The sequence below is a fragment of the Corynebacterium sp. LK14 genome (genome assembly GCF_008042215.1).
Lineage (GTDB): Bacteria > Actinomycetota > Actinomycetes > Mycobacteriales > Mycobacteriaceae > Corynebacterium > Corynebacterium striatum.
Map to the genome: position 1 here is coordinate 145,479 of NZ_NOVQ01000010.1, position 15,383 is coordinate 160,861.

Here is a 15,383-nt window from a genome sequence, read left to right on the forward strand (position 1 = left end):
TCAGATTCTACAGGCCAGCTGCCTTTCGCAGTGCGGCGGCACGGGAGGTCGACTCCCATGGCAGGTCAACGTCGGTACGACCGAAGTGACCATAGGCCGCAGTCTGCCGGTAGATAGGACGCAACAGATCGAGATCACGGATGATGGCCGCCGGGCGAAGGTCGAAGACTTCGTTGACTGCCGCTTGAATAGCGGCGTCGCTGAGCCCCTCATGTGCGGTGCCGAACGTCTCGACGTACAGGCCCACCGGCTTCGCACGGCCGATGGCGTAGGCCACTTGAACCTCGGCCCGATCGGCGAGTCCTGCGGCGACGATATTCTTAGCCACCCAACGCATTGCGTAAGCTCCGGAACGGTCAACCTTACTCGGATCCTTGCCAGAGAAGGCACCGCCACCGTGGCGGGCCATGCCTCCATAGGTGTCAACGATGATCTTGCGGCCGGTAAGACCCGCATCGCCCATTGGGCCGCCGAGGATAAAGGAGCCGGAAGGGTTAACGAGCAAGGTGGTGTCTTCGCCGTAGTACTTTTCCAAGCCAGCATCCTGGATGCCCCATTCGACGACGTGCTTGCGCAGCTGTTCCTCAAGCCACTTCTGGGTCACGTCTTGGTCGTGCTGGGTGGAAATGACGATGGTGTCTAAGTGCGAAGGAACGTTGTTGTCGTCATAGGCGAAAGTCACCTGGGTCTTGCCGTCTGGGCGGAGGTGATCAACGATCTTCTCCTTGCGCACCTCGCTGAGGCGGCGGGAAAGGCGGTGCGCCAGAGCGATAGGCAGCGGCATGAACTCGGCGGTCTCGTTGGTGGCGTAGCCGAACATCAGGCCTTGGTCGCCGGCGCCTGCGGAGTCATTCTCCTCATCAAAGTCGTCACCGCGATCGCGGGCCTCGGTAGAGGTGTCGACGCCGGCACCGATTTCCTGGGACTGCTCGCCAATGGCGACGTTTACGCCACAGGTGTGTCCGTCGAATCCGACGTCAGAAGAGGTAAAGCCGATGTCCGTGAGAGTCTTGCGCACCAATTGCGGGATCTCGACATAGCCGGTGGTGCGGACCTCACCTACTACGTGGACCTGGCCGGTGGTGACTAGGGTCTCGACGGCGACGCGAGCATGCGGGTCCTTCTCGAGCAGCGCGTCGAGGATGGTGTCGGAGATTGCGTCGCAAATTTTATCCGGGTGTCCCTCAGTCACAGACTCACTGGTGAACAAACGGGTAGCCGCTGCATGGTTAACAGTCACAAATATTCCTTAGTGCAGAAAGAAGTGCTTATTTAGCGTTCATTGCATGGTTCTGGCCCCAAGCTTTAACAACTAGCCAGCATAGACCAAGCGGTCTATTAATGCAATTAGGCCGGTCTACTAGCTGAGGATTTGATTCACAGCATCCAGGATCTGCGCTGCGACCACTTGCTTTGAGCCATGGGCAACGACTCGCGGCTCGCTATCGCGGCGTAGAATCCACCCTTCGCTGGTGGTCTGGCCGAAGACCTTGCCCTCGCCCACTTCGTTAGCCATGAGTACATCGCAGCCCTTGCGTTCAAACTTCGCTTGGGCGAACTCCAAAGCGGTATGGGTGGAATCGCCGGTCTCGGCTGCAAAGCCGACGATGACGACGCCTCCTTTGAGCTCTCCTGCTGCGCGCTGGGCCACCAGCCCCTTGAGGACATCGGGGTTTTCCACGAGCTGGAGTGAGGAGAGGGCGTCGTCATCCGTGCCCTTTTTCATCTTTGACTCGGCGACAAGCGCAGGCCGGTAGTCAGCGACGGCTGCGGCCATGATGATGACGTCGGCGTCCTTCGATTCCTCAGCCATTGCGGCCTCTAGGTCTGCGGTAGAGACCACGTTTCGGATCTTGGCTCCGGATGGCACTGGAAGCTCAGCGGTATTTCCAGCCACAATGAATACCTCTGCCCCGCGCTGCGCTGCAATCTCGGCTAACGCGAAACCCTGGCGCCCAGAAGAGCGGTTGCCGAGGTAGCGCACTGGGTCTAGGTTCTCCTGGGTGCCTCCCGCGGAGATAACTACCTTCTTGCCTGTCCAATCATGCGGGATACGGTAGCCATTTAGCTCAGTGCGCACGAGCTCCGCGATCTGCGCAGGCTCAGGTAGACGGCCGGGGCCAGAATCCTTACCAGTAAGCCGCCCATGGGCAGGCTCCATGACTGTGATACCACGGCGACGCAGCGTAGCAACGTTTTCAACGGTGGCCGGATTGAGCCACATCTCGGTGTGCATGGCCGGTACTACGATGACCGGGCACGTGGCCACAAGCACGGTTGCTGTCAGCAGATCATCTGCGCGGCCTGCAGCGATTCGGGCGATGACATCTGCAGTAGCCGGCGCGATAACAACGGCATCAGCATGTTGCCCAATATTGACGTGCTGCACCTCATCGACGGCATCGAAGACAGTTGTTGAGACGGGATTGCCGGAGAGCGCTTCGAAGGTTGCAGCGCCAACGAAGTTTAGCGCAGCGGGCGTTGGAACAACGCGGACTTCATCGCCGTGCTCTTTAAGGTCACGGACCAAGTGGCAAGCCTTGTAGGCAGCGATTCCGCCAGCTACGCCAACGACGATGCTACGCGGCTGCTTCTCCGGCTCTTGGCTGTTAGTAGGAGCCGCTAGATTCTCAATTGCGTCAGTCACCCGCCCAAGTCTACAGGGCGGTACTCCACGCACTTGAACATGCCGAAGGCCCCCAACCACATCGGGTGATGCGAGCGGGGGCCTTAACGGGAGAAAGCTTACTTGCCTTCCTCGTGGTCGAGGAGGCCAGCTTCAATCTCACGAAGAGCGATGGAAAGCGGCTTCTCGCCGGACTCAGGAGTTACCAGAGGTCCAACAAACTCGAAGACGCCCTCATCCTGCTCTTGGTAGTAGCTGTTGATCTGGCGCGCGCGCTTTGCGGCGAAGATCACCAGTGCGTACTTGGAAGAGACCTTATCGAGGAGCTCATCGATCGGAGGGGCGGTAATGCCCGTTGGCGGATCGAATACTGGCTCTGGCTTCTGGGCCTCAGTATTAGCAGGGGTGGTCACGTTAGTCACATGCACCTTTACTTCACTTGGAAATGGTCAAAATCTAGTTCTATCCTTGCAGGATATCACTAATTGCTGCCACGGCGTCATCAAGATTTTCATTGACAACCACGTGGTCGAACTCGTCTTGAGCGGCAAGTTCCGCGTGTGCGGTCTCTAGCCTGCGGTCGATAACATCCTGTGGCTCCGTTCCACGACCGGTCAAGCGCTCAACGAGCACTTCCCAGGATGGTGGCGCCAAGAACACGGTTTTTGCCTCAGGCAAAGCCGCCTTGACGTTGCGAGCCCCTTCCAGATCTACCTCGACAAGCACGGGGCGACCGGCTGCCATTGCCTCTTGTACTGGACGGGCAGGAGTGCCGGAGCGCTGCAGGCCACCGTGGATTTCCGCCCATTCGAGCATCTCCCCGGCGTCGATACGCTGTTGGAAGGTTTCAGGAGTAACGAAGAAATAGTCAACCCCGTCCTGCTCACCAGGTCGGGGTTGACGCGTCGTCATTGAGACGCTGAAGTACAGCTTGTCGACGTCTTTGCGCAGGCGCGAAACTACAGTGGACTTACCCACCGCGGACGGCCCAGCCAAAACGACTAGGCGACCGCGCGTAGTTGCGTCAGACATCGCGACTCTTATTCGCCGTAGCCGAAGCGCTCAAGCAGAGCACGGCGCTGGCGATCACCGAGGCCGCGCAGACGACGGGTCTGAGCAATCTCGAGATCTTCCATGATTTCCTTGGCCTTGACCTTGCCAACCTTCGGCAGAGCCTCGAGGAGCGCGGAGACCTTGGTCTTGCCGATGATCTCATCGGTCTCAGCCTTGTCCAGAACGTCCTTCAGGTTGGTCTCGCCACGCTTCAGCGCAGCCTTGAGCTCAGCGCGAGCCTTGCGAGCCTCAGCAGCCTTTGCGAGAGCTTCCTTGCGCTGCTCATCAGTCAACTTTGGAAGGGCCACGGGTTTCCTCCGATTTCTTTAGATTGATAATTTACGTCCAGTAAGTCTTACCAGATTCCGGCCGCAATAGCGGGAGCGAATCCCTTGATGCCATGACAACCTCCGAGCTACAACCCTGGAGTAGAGCCCGGTTTTGTCACTTGGCGCGAACCGACTTCTGGCAATCCTAGCACTGGTGTTTACGCGATGACATTATTTGGGTCCAGTTTAAATAGAATTCCTGCACGTCATCGCGGTGCGTTTTACAAACTACCAGGTAAATGGCGTGGCTGTTAATCGGCCACACCACTTCCCTAAAAAGCAGTTTCTGCCAGCGCTTCCTTCACGGCTTCCTGCAGGTCACGCACCTGCGGACCGCGCGAAAGAACAGAGCGGGAGACATTTGCAAAACCAAGTTCCGGCGCTGCGATGGTGATTGCTTTCACGTCCTGTGCCGTGGCCCCTTGTGCTCCAACGCCAGGAAGCAGAACTGGACCCGCAAGCTGGTCAAGGACCGGTGGATGCTTTAATGTTGCACCAACGACTACTCCGACATTGCCAGCACGGCCTTCTGCCGCGTAAGACGCATTAATCGCAGCACATTGATTGACCACTCCCTGTGCCACTGTCACACCGTCAGCGTCCTTGATGGACTGGGAACTCACCGCTTCAGGGTTGGAGGTCGCAGCGAGAACGAACACACCGCGTCCAGTCTCTTCCGCCAAGTCGAAGACTGGTTTAAGAGAGCCAACCCCCAAATACGGCGATACCGTGACCGCATCCGAAAGCAACGGTGAGGTCTCCCCTAACCAGGCATCAGCGTAGCCAGCCATGGTGGAACCGATATCACCGCGCTTTGCATCAGCAAGCGTGAAACATCCGGCCTCGCGTAGGCCCTGGAGTGTTTCTTCCAGTACTGCAAAGCCGGCGGAGCCGAAACGCTCAAAGAAGGCCACCTGCGGCTTAACCACGGCAACAGTGTCAGCAAATGCTTCCACACAGGTGCGAGCAAACGTCCGCAGACCGTCAACATCGTTGTTCAGGCCCCAGGCCTGCAGAAGGTGCGCGTGTGGGTCAATGCCTACGCATAGACGTCCGCGCGCAACCCCTGCAGCGACCAGCCGCTCACCAAAGGTCTTACTTGGTTGGACCATGCTCGAGCTCCTGGAGTGCACGGACCTCGAGGTCACCAACACGAAGCGCCTCGATACCCTGGACCGCTGCGGTTACGCCCTGCACAGTGGTGATAAGCGGCACGCCTACAGATACCGCAGCCGCGCGGATGTCGTAGCCATCGTGGCGTGCGGTACCAGAACCAGCTGGGGTATTGAGGATGAGGTCAATCTTGCCACCAAGGATTTGGTCCACGATGGATTCCTGGCCCTCTGCAGCCTCGGATACCTTGACTGCTACTTCACAGTCAATGCCGTTGCGGCGCAGCATCTGCGCAGTTCCCGAGGTAGCGATGATGTTGTATCCCATGTAGGCCAGACGCTGGATCGGGAAGATGAGGGTGCGCTTGTCGCGGTTAGCCACGGAAACAAACACGTTGCCCTCGGTTGGCAGCGGGCCGAAGGCTGCCATCTCACCCTTGGCATAAGCAGCACCGAAGTTGCTGGCAAGGCCCATAACCTCACCGGTGGACTTCATCTCCGGCGAAAGCAGAGTGTCGAGCAACTTACCGTCTTCGCGGCGGAAGCGGTTGAACGGCAGAACAGCTTCCTTTACGGCGATCGGGTGCTCAATTGGCAGCGAGCCACCATCGTAGTCAGTTGGAATCATTCCCTCAGCCTGCAGGCTGGCGATAGAATCGCCCAACATCACACGTGCGGCAGCCTTAGCTAGCGGGACGCCTGTTGCCTTAGAAACGAAAGGCACGGTACGCGATGCGCGCGGGTTAGCCTCGATGACGTAGAGAATGTCATCCTTCAGTGCGTACTGAACGTTCATCAAGCCCTTCACGCCGATGCCGTGTGCAAGGGCGCGGGTGGACTGACGGACCTTTTCAATGTCCTCAGGGCCCAGGGTCATAGGAGGCAGTGCGCAGGAGGAGTCACCGGAGTGAATACCGGCTTCCTCGATGTGCTCCATAACGCCGCCCAGGTAGACATCCTCGCCGTCGCAGAGCGCATCGACGTCAATTTCGATTGCATTATCCAAGAAGCGGTCAACCAACACTGGGTGGTCGGAGGTGATTTCGGTGGCGCGCTCAATGTAATCGCGCAAGGAGGTCTCGTCGTACACGATCTCCATACCGCGGCCGCCCAAGACATAGGACGGACGGACCAAGACAGGGTATCCAATGCTGAGGGCAACAGAACGTGCCTCCTCGAAGGAGGTGGCGGTACCAAAGTCTGGTGCTGGCAGCTTTGCTTCGGCAAGTACCTTGCCGAACTCGCCGCGGTCCTCGGCCAGGTCGATTGCCGATGCGGAAGTACCAACGACTGGAACACCGGCCTGAGTCAGGCGCTCAGCAAGGCCCAGTGGAGTTTGTCCACCAAGCTGGACAATGACGCCAGCTACCGGACCGGACTCGGATTCCGCATGGAATACCTCCATCACGTCTTCGAAGGTTAACGGTTCAAAGTAAAGGCGGTCAGCAGTGTCGTAGTCCGTGGACACGGTCTCAGGGTTGCAGTTAACCATGACGGTCTCGTAGCCCTGTGCGGACAGCTCGAGCGCTGCGTGAACACAGGAGTAGTCAAATTCGATGCCCTGGCCAATTCGGTTCGGGCCGGAGCCCAGGATGATGACTTTTCCTTTGCTGTCGTCCGGCGCCAGCCGGACCTCGGACTCAGCGTCTGGGTCGAGCTCGTAAGAGCTGTAGTGGTACGGAGTCTGTGCCTCGAACTCACCTGCACAGGTGTCGACGGTCTTGTACACCGGGCGAATGCCCAGAGACCAACGCAGGGAACGAACGCCATCCTCGCCCGCGAACTCAGGACGAAGCGCAGCAATCTGGGCGTCGGAAAGCCCGAAGACCTTTGCCTCACGCAGAAGCTCAGCATCGAGAACCGGCGCATTAACGAGTTCTGCGCGGAAATCAACGAGTGCCTTAAGCTCTGCAAGGAACCATGGGTCAATCTTGGAGTGCTCGTGGAGCTGCTCAACGGTAGCGCCCAAGCGTAAAGCTAGTTCGACGTCGTACATGCGGCCCTCAGTCGGGCGCTCGAGGTCCTTGAGGACTGCGTCCAGATCCTGAGCACGATCGCCTGCAAAGAATTCGTCAGGCTTGGTCCAGAACCCGTTAGGCTTGCTCTCAAGCGAACGCATCACCTTGTTCAGACCAGAGATGTAGTTGCGGCCGATGCCCATGGCCTCACCCACCGACTTCATGGTGGTGGTCAGGGTGTCATCTGCACCTGGGAACTTCTCGAAAGCAAAGCGAGGAGCCTTGACGATGACGTAGTCCAAGGTCGGCTCAAAGGCGGCCGGGGTAACACCCGTGATGTCGTTCTGAACCTCATCCAGCGTGTATCCAATGGCCAACTTTGCAGCCAACTTGGCGATGGGGAAGCCCGTTGCCTTGGAGGCAAGAGCGGAGGAACGAGACACACGCGGGTTCATCTCGATGACGATGATGCGGCCATCAACCGGGTTGACGGCGAACTGGATGTTGCAGCCGCCGGTGTCAACGCCGACCTCGCGAATAATCGAAATGCCGAGGTCACGCATCTTCTGGTACTCGCGGTCAGTCAGGGTCAGGGCTGGTGCCACGGTTACAGAGTCACCAGTGTGCACGCCCAATGCATCGACGTTTTCGATAGAAGCGATGACCACGACGTTATCGTCGCCGTCGCGCATCAGCTCGAGCTCAAATTCCTTCCAACCAAGGATGGATTCCTCAATGAGAACGTTGGCCTCGGGCGAAGCAGCCAGGCCGCCGCCTGCGATGCGGTCGAGATCTTCCTGATTATAAGCCAGGCCAGAACCCAAACCACCCATGGTGAAGGAAGGACGCACGACTACCGGCAGGCCAAGCTCTGCAACGGTCTCGTGGACCTCGTCCATGTTGTGGCACACGCGGGAGCGCGCAGACTCGCCACCGATGGAGGCCACGATGTCCTTGAACTTCTGACGGTCCTCGCCGCGCTCGATAGCGTCAATGTCTGCACCAATGAGCTCGATACCGTACTTATCAAGAATGCCAGCGCGGTCGAGCTGCACGGCAGCGTTCAGCGCGGTTTGGCCGCCCAGGGTAGCCAGGACGGCATCAATCTTGTGGCCCTCTTCGAGCTCCTTGACGATGATCTTCTCAATGAAGACAGGGTCGATTGGCTCGACATAGGTGTGGTCGGCAAATTCCGGGTCGGTCATGATGGTGGCCGGGTTGGAGTTGACCAGGGTGACGCGCAGTCCTTCTTCTTTCAGGATGCGGCAGGCCTGGGTGCCCGAGTAGTCGAACTCACAAGCCTGACCAATGACGATCGGGCCGGAGCCGATAACCAGGACGTGGTTTACATCGTTGCGCTTTGGCATAAGTTTCTAATCCTCTTCCTGGTTCTTACTTGTTCGGGGTGTGCTCGGTCATCAGCTCAATGAACTGATTGAACAGCGGGTTGGCATCGTGAGGGCCAGCTGCCGACTCAGGGTGGTACTGCACGGAATAAGCCATTCCGTCCTTGAGCGCCACGCCTTCAATGGTGTTGTCGTTAAGACAGGTGTGGGTCACGATGCCGCGACCGAAGTCGGTGTCGAATTCCTCGCCAGCCGGATTCTCTTTGCCGGATGGGCTAGCGATAGCAAAGCCGTGGTTCTGAGAGGTGATATCAATCTTGCCGGTCAGGTGATTCCGGACCGGAACGTTGATGCCACGGTGGCCGAACTTCATCTTGAAGGTGTCTAGGCCCAGGGCACGACCCAGAATCTGGTTACCGAAGCAGATTCCGAAGAAAGGCACGCGGGCGTCCAGAACATCGCGCACAACGACGACCATCTTGTCAGCGGTTGCTGGGTCACCAGGGCCGTTGGAAACGAAGACCCCGTCCGGGTTGTACTGTTTGATCTCCTCGTAAGGGGTGTTCGCCGGCACGACGATGGTCTCAATTCCGCGCTTAGCAAAGTTGGCCGGAGTCGCTGTCTTGACGCCCATATCGTAGGCAACAACGGTGAACTTCTTCTCCCCCTCTGCCGGAACGGTATAAGGCTCGTTTGTCGAGACCTCTGCCGAAAGGTCAAGACCTTCCATCGACGGCTGTCCCTTGACCTCAGCAAGCAACTCCTCGACAGGGCGCTCAGCGGCCTCGCCGCTGAACACGCCGGCGGCAATGGAACCGTAGTTGCGCAGGTGGCGAACCAGGGTGCGGGTGTCGATGCCGCGGATGCCGATGATACCCTGGTTTTCCATCTCTTCGGAAAGTGAGCGCTCGGCACGCCAGTTAGACACGCGCTGTGCGAGGTCGCGGATAACCAAGCCCGCGACCCAGATCTTGTTGCCGTGGGACTCGTTGTCCTCGTCATTCCAGCCGGTGTTACCGATCTGTGGTGCGGCTGCAACCACAATCTGGCGGTGGTAGGACGGGTCCGTCAAGGTCTCCTGGTAACCGGTCATGGCGGTGGTAAACACTGCCTCGCCGAGTGTGGTGCCGGTGGCGCCGAACCCGTATCCACGGAAGCTACGACCGTCAGCCAGCACGAGAATTGCCGGGATCCTTGCCGGTTTGTTGTCAGTCACAATGTGGCCTTTCTCTGGCTCAAAAGATTTCCTAGGTTGCAAGATTACTTACCTTCAGCTTCGTCTGCGCCGAGTTCATAAGTTACGGTGCCGCGCAGAATGGTGTGGGTGACGCGGGCGCCAAACTCCTCACCTTCATAAGGGTTGTTTTCAGACTTCGAGGCAAGCTGCGTGGAATCAGATACCCACGGGTGCTCCGGGTCAACGATGGTCAGGTTCGCAGGCTCGCCAACCTCAATCGGACGGCCATGACCTGGTAGCTTGGTGATCTCAGCTGGGCGCTCAGACATCACGCGGGCGACGAAACGCCAATCAGCGAGCCCAGTGGCAACGAAGATTTTCGCAATGACCGCCAGTGAAGACTCTAGGCCCAACATGCCAGGCTTCGCGTTCTCGAACTCCACGCACTTGTCTTCCGAGCCATGCGGCGCATGGTCGGTTGCAACGACGTCGATAAGCCCATCGAGCAAGGCTTGGCGCAAAGCAAGGGTGTCACGCTCCTCGCGCAGCGGCGGGTTCACTCGGAACACACCGTCATAGGTCACGAGCTTCTCGTCGGTGAGCAGCAGGTGGTGCGGGGTGACCTCTGCGGTCAGCGGAATGTCCTGGCTCTTAGCCCACTTCAAAAGCTCCACCGTGCCTTCGGTCGAGGCGTGACAGATGTGCATACGGTTGCCGTAGTCACGGGCGAGCAGGGCATCGCGGGCCACGATGGACTCCTCAGCCACGCGCGGCCAGCCACGCAGACCCAGCTTCGCGGCGGTTTCCCCTTCGTGCGCCGAAGCACCCTGGGTCATACGGTGATCCTCCGCGTGCTGCGCCAACAAGACATCCAAACCCTTGGCGTATTCCAGCGCGCGGCGCATCAGCTGCGGATCCTGGACGCACTTACCGTCGTCGGAGAACATGCGGACCTTCGCGTCAGAGCGCGCCATCATGCCGAACTCAGTAAGAGTCTTGCCCTCGAGGCCCTTGGTGATGGAACCCACCGGGTGAACGTCACACAAGCCCAGTGCCTGCGACTTAGCCCAGACGGACTCAGCGATGATCGGCTGGTCAGTAACCGGAGTGGTGTTAGCCATGGTGAACACCGCAGTGAATCCACCCTTGGCGGCTGCCTTGGAACCGGTCTCGATGGTCTCGGTGTCCTCACGGCCAGGCTCGCGCAGGTGGACGTGCATGTCCACAAGGCCCGGCAGCAAGACGTTGCCCTGACCGTCGATGCTCTCATCGAAGGAGGTATTGGATTCCAAGTTTGCTCCGATGGCAGCAATTACGCCGTTCTCAATAAGGAGCTGCACTGGCTCGCCTTCACCATAAGGGCGAACGTTGGTCAGCAACAGACTCTTTTCCGCGGGGGCGGAAAGACGGCCGGTTTCTGGATAGTTAGTCATAAGTTGCTCTCCCCTTTTAGATTCCAGCGTTCTCGCCATTAGTCAGAAGTGTGAACAGCACTGCCATGCGCACGTGGACACCGTTGTTTACCTGCTGCAGAACCACAGTCTGGTCATACTCAGCCACCGCGTAATTGATCTCCATGCCACGGAGCATAGGACCTGGGTGCATGACGATGGCGTCCTTCTTCATCGCTGCAGCACGGGTCTTGGACAGCCCGTAGAGGTTGGCGTATTCGCGATGCGACGGGAAGAAGCCACCGTTCATGCGCTCAGCCTGAACGCGCAGCATCATCACAACGTCGGCGTCGGCAATCTCAGAGTCAAAGTCATAGGAGACGTTCACCGGCCAGGTATCTACTCCGAAAGGCAAGAGGGTCGGCGGTGCCACAAGGGTGACCTCCGCGCCAAGCGTGGTCAGCAAATCAACATTGGAGCGGACTACGCGGGAGTGCAGGCAGTCACCAACGATCTTGACCTTGAGACCCGAGAAGTTTCCGTCCTTTAGACCAAGACGCTGACGCATAGTCAAGGCGTCGAGAAGCGCCTGCGTTGGGTGCTGGTGCGCGCCATCGCCCGCGTTGATAACGGACGGGCCTTTGCCACCTGGTGCAACCCATTCGGAAAGCTGCTGAGCAGCTCCCGAAGATGGGTGGCGGATGATGATGGCATCCGCGCCAATGGAGGAAAGAGTGAGGCCCGTATCCTTGAGGGACTCGCCCTTCTTCACTGACGACGTCGAGGCAGACAGGTTGATGACATCAGCAGACATCCACTTACCCGCGGTCTCAAACGAGGAACGGGTGCGAGTGGAGTTTTCATAGAACAGGGTAAAGACGGTACGGCCGCGCAGCGTCGGCAGCTTTTTAACCTCACGGCCGTCGAGAGCCTCGTGGAACCGGTCGGCTTCGTCGAGAAGGCCAACGATCTCGTCCTTGGACAGATCTGAAATGGACAGTAAGTGCTTCATTTAAGCCTCCGCGGTGGTGCGGGTCAGGACGACGGCGTCGCGGTCGTCAATATCAGCGTTGAAGACGGTGACGTCTTCGTCGCGTGCCGTAGGGATGTTCTTGCCCACGTAATCAGCGCGGATCGGAACCTGGCGGTGACCGCGATCAACGAGGACAGCGAGCTGGATGATGTCGGGGCGTCCCACGTCCGAGAGAGCATCAAGCGCCGCTCGAATCGTACGACCGGAGAACAAAACGTCATCAACCAAAATAACGGTTGCGCCGTTAATTCCTCCGTTAGGGATCTTGGTTGGCTGCAGGGCACGGTGCGGTTTGCTGTTGAGATCATCGCGGTAGAGCGTGATGTCCAACGAGCCCCATGGAACTTCCACCCCTGAAAATTCCTCAATTTTGGTTGCTAGGCGCATAGCCAATGGCACGCCACCAGAGGGAATGCCAAGGAGTACGACCCGAGGTGCGTCCTCAGAGTCGAGCGCCGTCTTTTCAATGATCTGGTGCGCGATGCGTGCGACAGTTCGCGCGACGTCATCAGAGCTCAACAGCTCATTTGACTCCGCGTTGGTGCCAGTTCCACTCATCGTGACCTCCTTCCCCGCCTCACGGTGCGGTCTTTAAAGGATGCCGGTAGATGTAATCGAGGGAAATCTGCCGCGGGATTGCGCAACAAACTCCACCTCGAATGGTTTTAGATGTCTATGCTTAAAAGACAGCAATTACTTTAGCACTTCGGTGCCTAACTTGTGTGCACTTGCGCACGGTGAAACCACACAGCAGCACTCCGCGCTGCTAGCGTCGTGCATAGCTATCAAGAATTAGTTCGTTTGGTGCTGTGAAAGCGTCAATGAGGTAACCAAACGGGTGAGAAGGAAGGCACAGGCCTAGTGAGTTTTTCGGCACAGCACGTGGTACCTGCCCCACGTGAGCAAGTATGGCAATGGCACGCCCGCCGAGGAGCCCTAGCGCGTCTTACTCCTCCATTCGTTTTCATGACGCCGCTCCAACAAGCCGAGTCCTTGGCAGACGGTACATCGATTCTCGGCCTGCCAGGCGGACTTAAATGGATCGCGCGGCATGACCTTTCGCGCTTCCAAACCGGAGTAAGTTTCACCGACGTCTGCCTGACCGCGCCAATGCGCTCCCTGGCTACATGGCGCCATGATCACCTTTTCAAAGACGAAAACCAGGCAGGCGCCGAGGTCCCGTACACGCGGATCACGGATAACGTCGATACCCGCATTCCAGCCCACGCGATGAACTCCCTGTTCGCTTACCGCCAGCAGCAGCTCATCAAGGATTTTGAATTCCTTACGCAGCTCAAGGGGCTGGGACCGCATGCGCTACCCCCTGCAGTCGCTGAGCAAAAAGCCGTCCGTCCGCTCGTCTTCGCTATTACCGGTTCCCGTGGTGGGGTGGGCCGTGCGTTGACTGCCCAGCTCACCACCGCTGGGCACCAGGTCATCCAACTTGTACGCGCCAACCCGAAGCCGGGCCAGCGTGTGTGGCGGCCACACCTGCCTTCACCTGAGCTCTTAGAAGGCGTAGATGTACTCATTCATCTCGCTGGCGAGCCGATCTTTGGGCGATTCAACAGCGCCCACAAGGCAGAGATTCGGGACTCCCGCGTGGGACCGACGCGCCTCCTGGCGCAGGTTGCAGCTCATACCCCAGGATTGAGCACCATGGTGTGCGCGTCTGCTATTGGTTTTTATGGATCTGACCGTGGCGATGAAGAGCTGACCGAAGCCGCACCGCGCGGCGAGGGATTCCTCGCCGATGTCGTAGAAGCCTGGGAAGATGCTTGTGCTCCTGCCCGGAACGCGGGAAAGCGGGTAGTAAATGTGCGCACCGGCATCGCTCTCTCTGGCAACACCGGCCTGCTCCCAATTCTGCGCGCCCTTTTCTCCACAGGACTCGGTGGCTCTTTCGGAAAAGGCGAATTTTGGTATAGCTGGATTGCACTCGATGATCTCACCGACATCTATTTCCGCGCCGCGGTAGATCCCCAACTTAGCGGCGCTATCAACGCAGTCTCCCCCACCCCAATCCTTAACAAGGAGTTTGTGAGCGCATTGGGCGAGGAACTCAAACGGCCTGCTGTAGTGCCGATCCCCACGATCGGGCCGGCACTGCTTTTGGGCAAAGAAGGCGCGCGTGAGTTGGCCTTGGCCAACCAAAGGGTACTTCCCACAAAGCTTCAGCAGGTGCGTCATTCCTTCCGCTATGAAAGTGTCGATGCGGCCCTTGCACACGAGCTGGGCGGCGAAGAGCTGTGGGGGTCTCAGTCGCAGCGCGGGTGAGTAAACACATCACCTATCACTCCGGTACCCTTGGGTGAGTCGTCCAATTTGTTCACTAAGTACCAACGTGAGGATTGTAATCAGTGACTGATCAGCCCAACGGTCAACCCACCATCGTGCCAGACACCCCAATTGAGGCAGTGACTCTTGAGCGGGTGGCTGAAATCTTCGATTCAGAGAATCTGGAGTACCGCATCGAAGAGCAACCAGTATCTGAGGACCAGACGGTCCAGCTGCTGCGTACTGGTTTCTCGAATACCGCCATCGCATTGCAACTGCGCGGAAATACGCTCACCGCTGATTCTGTGTGGCGCGGTACTGTTCCTGCTTCTGAGGGCCCAAACCTCTTGATGCTGATCAACCAGTGGAATCAGACTCACTTTGCACCCACTTTCCGTTTCTTCGAAGGCCCGGAAAACACCCTGGCTGTTTCCGGCGTTCGAGAACTCGACATCACGCACGGCGCGTCGCGTAACCAGCTTGGTGCCTTCGTGATGTCCACTTTGGACGCCATCTTGCAGTCCTTCGCGTGGATGGAAGAACAGTACCCGCAGCTCGTAACCTGGGAGGAGCACCAGAATGACTAATCAAGCCGCCGCTCAGCCGCAGGTCGATCTAGACCGCGTTATTGAAGCCATGAAGACCTTCGACATTGAACTGACTGCAGTCGAAGGCCGCGATGACGCGGCTACCGCTAACCTAAACGGCCTACCATGCCTTTTTGCTGTCCTTGACTCAGTGGCCATCGTCCGCTGCGATGTTCCTACCGATGCTTCTTATGCAAAGGCCGACGCCGGTCTTTTCTTGGCTGCTAATCAAATCAACTCCGTCGCGCTGGGCGCACGCGCAGTCATCACCGAGCACGAAGGACTCCTCGTGGTCCGGACCGAGCGGGATATTGCTTGCGCCGCTGGAATGTCCGATGAGCAACTCGCTGCTTCTTTGAAAGTAGCTGTTGACGGCGTTATTGGCGCCCAGGACGCCATGGTGGCTTCCGCAGAAGAGATGGCGAAGTTGGGGTCCGAGACAGCGGCGAAGGCCGGCGAGGATTCTTAGCCTCTGCAACGCGGCTTAAGCGCCC

14 protein-coding genes are annotated in these 15,383 nt (G+C 58.4%); 3 read left to right on the forward strand and 11 right to left on the reverse strand.

The window, feature by feature from the left end; all coding sequences use genetic code 11:
* Nucleotides 1–7 precede the first annotated feature (7 nt).
* From metK to pyrR, 11 genes are all read right to left on the reverse strand, one after another.
* Complete coding sequence (metK, locus tag CHU71_RS07150; RefSeq protein ID WP_147760624.1) at nt 8–1,240, reverse strand: methionine adenosyltransferase; 1,233 nt, start codon at nt 1,238–1,240, stop codon at nt 8–10.
* 120 nt (nt 1,241–1,360) lie between these two features.
* A complete protein-coding gene (coaBC, locus tag CHU71_RS07155) occupies nt 1,361–2,635 on the reverse strand; it encodes a bifunctional phosphopantothenoylcysteine decarboxylase/phosphopantothenate--cysteine ligase CoaBC (RefSeq protein WP_147760659.1) in 1,275 nt (424 codons plus the stop codon).
* 110 nt (nt 2,636–2,745) lie between these two features.
* Complete coding sequence (rpoZ, locus tag CHU71_RS07160) at nt 2,746–3,048, reverse strand: DNA-directed RNA polymerase subunit omega (protein WP_100622042.1); 303 nt, start codon at nt 3,046–3,048, stop codon at nt 2,746–2,748.
* 40 nt (nt 3,049–3,088) lie between these two features.
* Nucleotides 3,089–3,658: a guanylate kinase gene (gene gmk, locus CHU71_RS07165; RefSeq protein WP_147760625.1), complete on the reverse strand. Its 570-nt coding sequence runs from the start codon at nt 3,656–3,658 to the stop codon at nt 3,089–3,091.
* An 8-nt stretch (nt 3,659–3,666) separates the two neighbouring features.
* Nucleotides 3,667–3,987, reverse strand: a complete 321-nt coding sequence (gene mihF / locus CHU71_RS07170) for an integration host factor, actinobacterial type (protein ID WP_005531652.1) — start codon at nt 3,985–3,987, stop codon at nt 3,667–3,669.
* A gap of 293 nt (nt 3,988–4,280) precedes the next feature.
* Nucleotides 4,281–5,120, reverse strand: a complete 840-nt coding sequence (gene pyrF, locus CHU71_RS07175; protein WP_147760626.1) for an orotidine-5'-phosphate decarboxylase — start codon at nt 5,118–5,120, stop codon at nt 4,281–4,283.
* The gene (gene carB / locus CHU71_RS07180) at nt 5,104–8,445 is read right to left on the reverse strand and encodes a carbamoyl-phosphate synthase large subunit (RefSeq protein WP_147760627.1); all 3,342 of its coding nucleotides are present in this window, start codon (nt 8,443–8,445) and stop codon (nt 5,104–5,106) included. Before carB ends, pyrF begins: the two co-directional genes overlap by 17 nt.
* Nucleotides 8,446–8,470: 25 nt before the next feature.
* On the reverse strand, nt 8,471–9,640 hold the full coding sequence (gene carA, locus CHU71_RS07185; protein WP_147760628.1) for a glutamine-hydrolyzing carbamoyl-phosphate synthase small subunit: 1,170 nt from the start codon (nt 9,638–9,640) through the stop codon (nt 8,471–8,473).
* A gap of 44 nt (nt 9,641–9,684) precedes the next feature.
* Nucleotides 9,685–11,034 carry a dihydroorotase gene (locus CHU71_RS07190; protein ID WP_049145867.1) on the reverse strand — a complete coding sequence of 450 codons (1,350 nt, stop codon included), beginning with the start codon at nt 11,032–11,034 and terminating at the stop codon, nt 9,685–9,687.
* A 16-nt stretch (nt 11,035–11,050) separates the two neighbouring features.
* Nucleotides 11,051–12,004, reverse strand: a complete 954-nt coding sequence (locus CHU71_RS07195) for an aspartate carbamoyltransferase catalytic subunit (protein ID WP_147760629.1) — start codon at nt 12,002–12,004, stop codon at nt 11,051–11,053.
* Nucleotides 12,005–12,583 carry a bifunctional pyr operon transcriptional regulator/uracil phosphoribosyltransferase PyrR gene (pyrR, locus tag CHU71_RS07200; protein WP_005531662.1) on the reverse strand — a complete coding sequence of 193 codons (579 nt, stop codon included), beginning with the start codon at nt 12,581–12,583 and terminating at the stop codon, nt 12,005–12,007. It lies immediately after the preceding gene.
* A gap of 303 nt (nt 12,584–12,886) precedes the next feature.
* Here pyrR and CHU71_RS07205 point away from each other — a divergent pair, with 303 nt between their 5' ends.
* The 3 genes from CHU71_RS07205 to CHU71_RS07215 all read left to right on the forward strand — a co-directional run bounded on the left by CHU71_RS07205 (nt 12,887) and on the right by CHU71_RS07215 (nt 15,358).
* On the forward strand, nt 12,887–14,302 hold the full coding sequence (locus CHU71_RS07205) for a TIGR01777 family oxidoreductase (RefSeq protein ID WP_147760630.1): 1,416 nt from the start codon (nt 12,887–12,889) through the stop codon (nt 14,300–14,302).
* Between the two features lie 83 nt (nt 14,303–14,385).
* Nucleotides 14,386–14,889 carry a YbjN domain-containing protein gene (locus CHU71_RS07210; RefSeq protein WP_005531666.1) on the forward strand — a complete coding sequence of 168 codons (504 nt, stop codon included), beginning with the start codon at nt 14,386–14,388 and terminating at the stop codon, nt 14,887–14,889.
* Nucleotides 14,882–15,358: a YbjN domain-containing protein gene (locus CHU71_RS07215; protein WP_147760631.1), complete on the forward strand. Its 477-nt coding sequence runs from the start codon at nt 14,882–14,884 to the stop codon at nt 15,356–15,358. The genes CHU71_RS07210 and CHU71_RS07215 overlap by 8 nt, the downstream gene beginning before the upstream one ends.
* The last annotated feature ends 25 nt before the right edge of the window (nt 15,359–15,383 follow it).

What these genes read in the sequence shown, in the direction of transcription:
- pyrR (WP_005531662.1), bottom strand. Translation starts at nt 12,583, where the DNA reads ATGAGTGGAACTGGCACCAACGCGGAGTCAAATGAGCTGTTGAGCTCT.
- CHU71_RS07195 (WP_147760629.1), bottom strand. Translation starts at nt 12,004, where the DNA reads ATGAAGCACTTACTGTCCATTTCAGATCTGTCCAAGGACGAGATCGTT.
- CHU71_RS07215 (WP_147760631.1), top strand. Translation starts at nt 14,882, where the DNA reads ATGACTAATCAAGCCGCCGCTCAGCCGCAGGTCGATCTAGACCGCGTT.
- gmk (WP_147760625.1), bottom strand. Translation starts at nt 3,658, where the DNA reads ATGTCTGACGCAACTACGCGCGGTCGCCTAGTCGTTTTGGCTGGGCCG.
- pyrF (WP_147760626.1), bottom strand. Translation starts at nt 5,120, where the DNA reads ATGGTCCAACCAAGTAAGACCTTTGGTGAGCGGCTGGTCGCTGCAGGG.
- CHU71_RS07190 (WP_049145867.1), bottom strand. Translation starts at nt 11,034, where the DNA reads ATGACTAACTATCCAGAAACCGGCCGTCTTTCCGCCCCCGCGGAAAAG.
- carB (WP_147760627.1), bottom strand. Translation starts at nt 8,445, where the DNA reads ATGCCAAAGCGCAACGATGTAAACCACGTCCTGGTTATCGGCTCCGGC.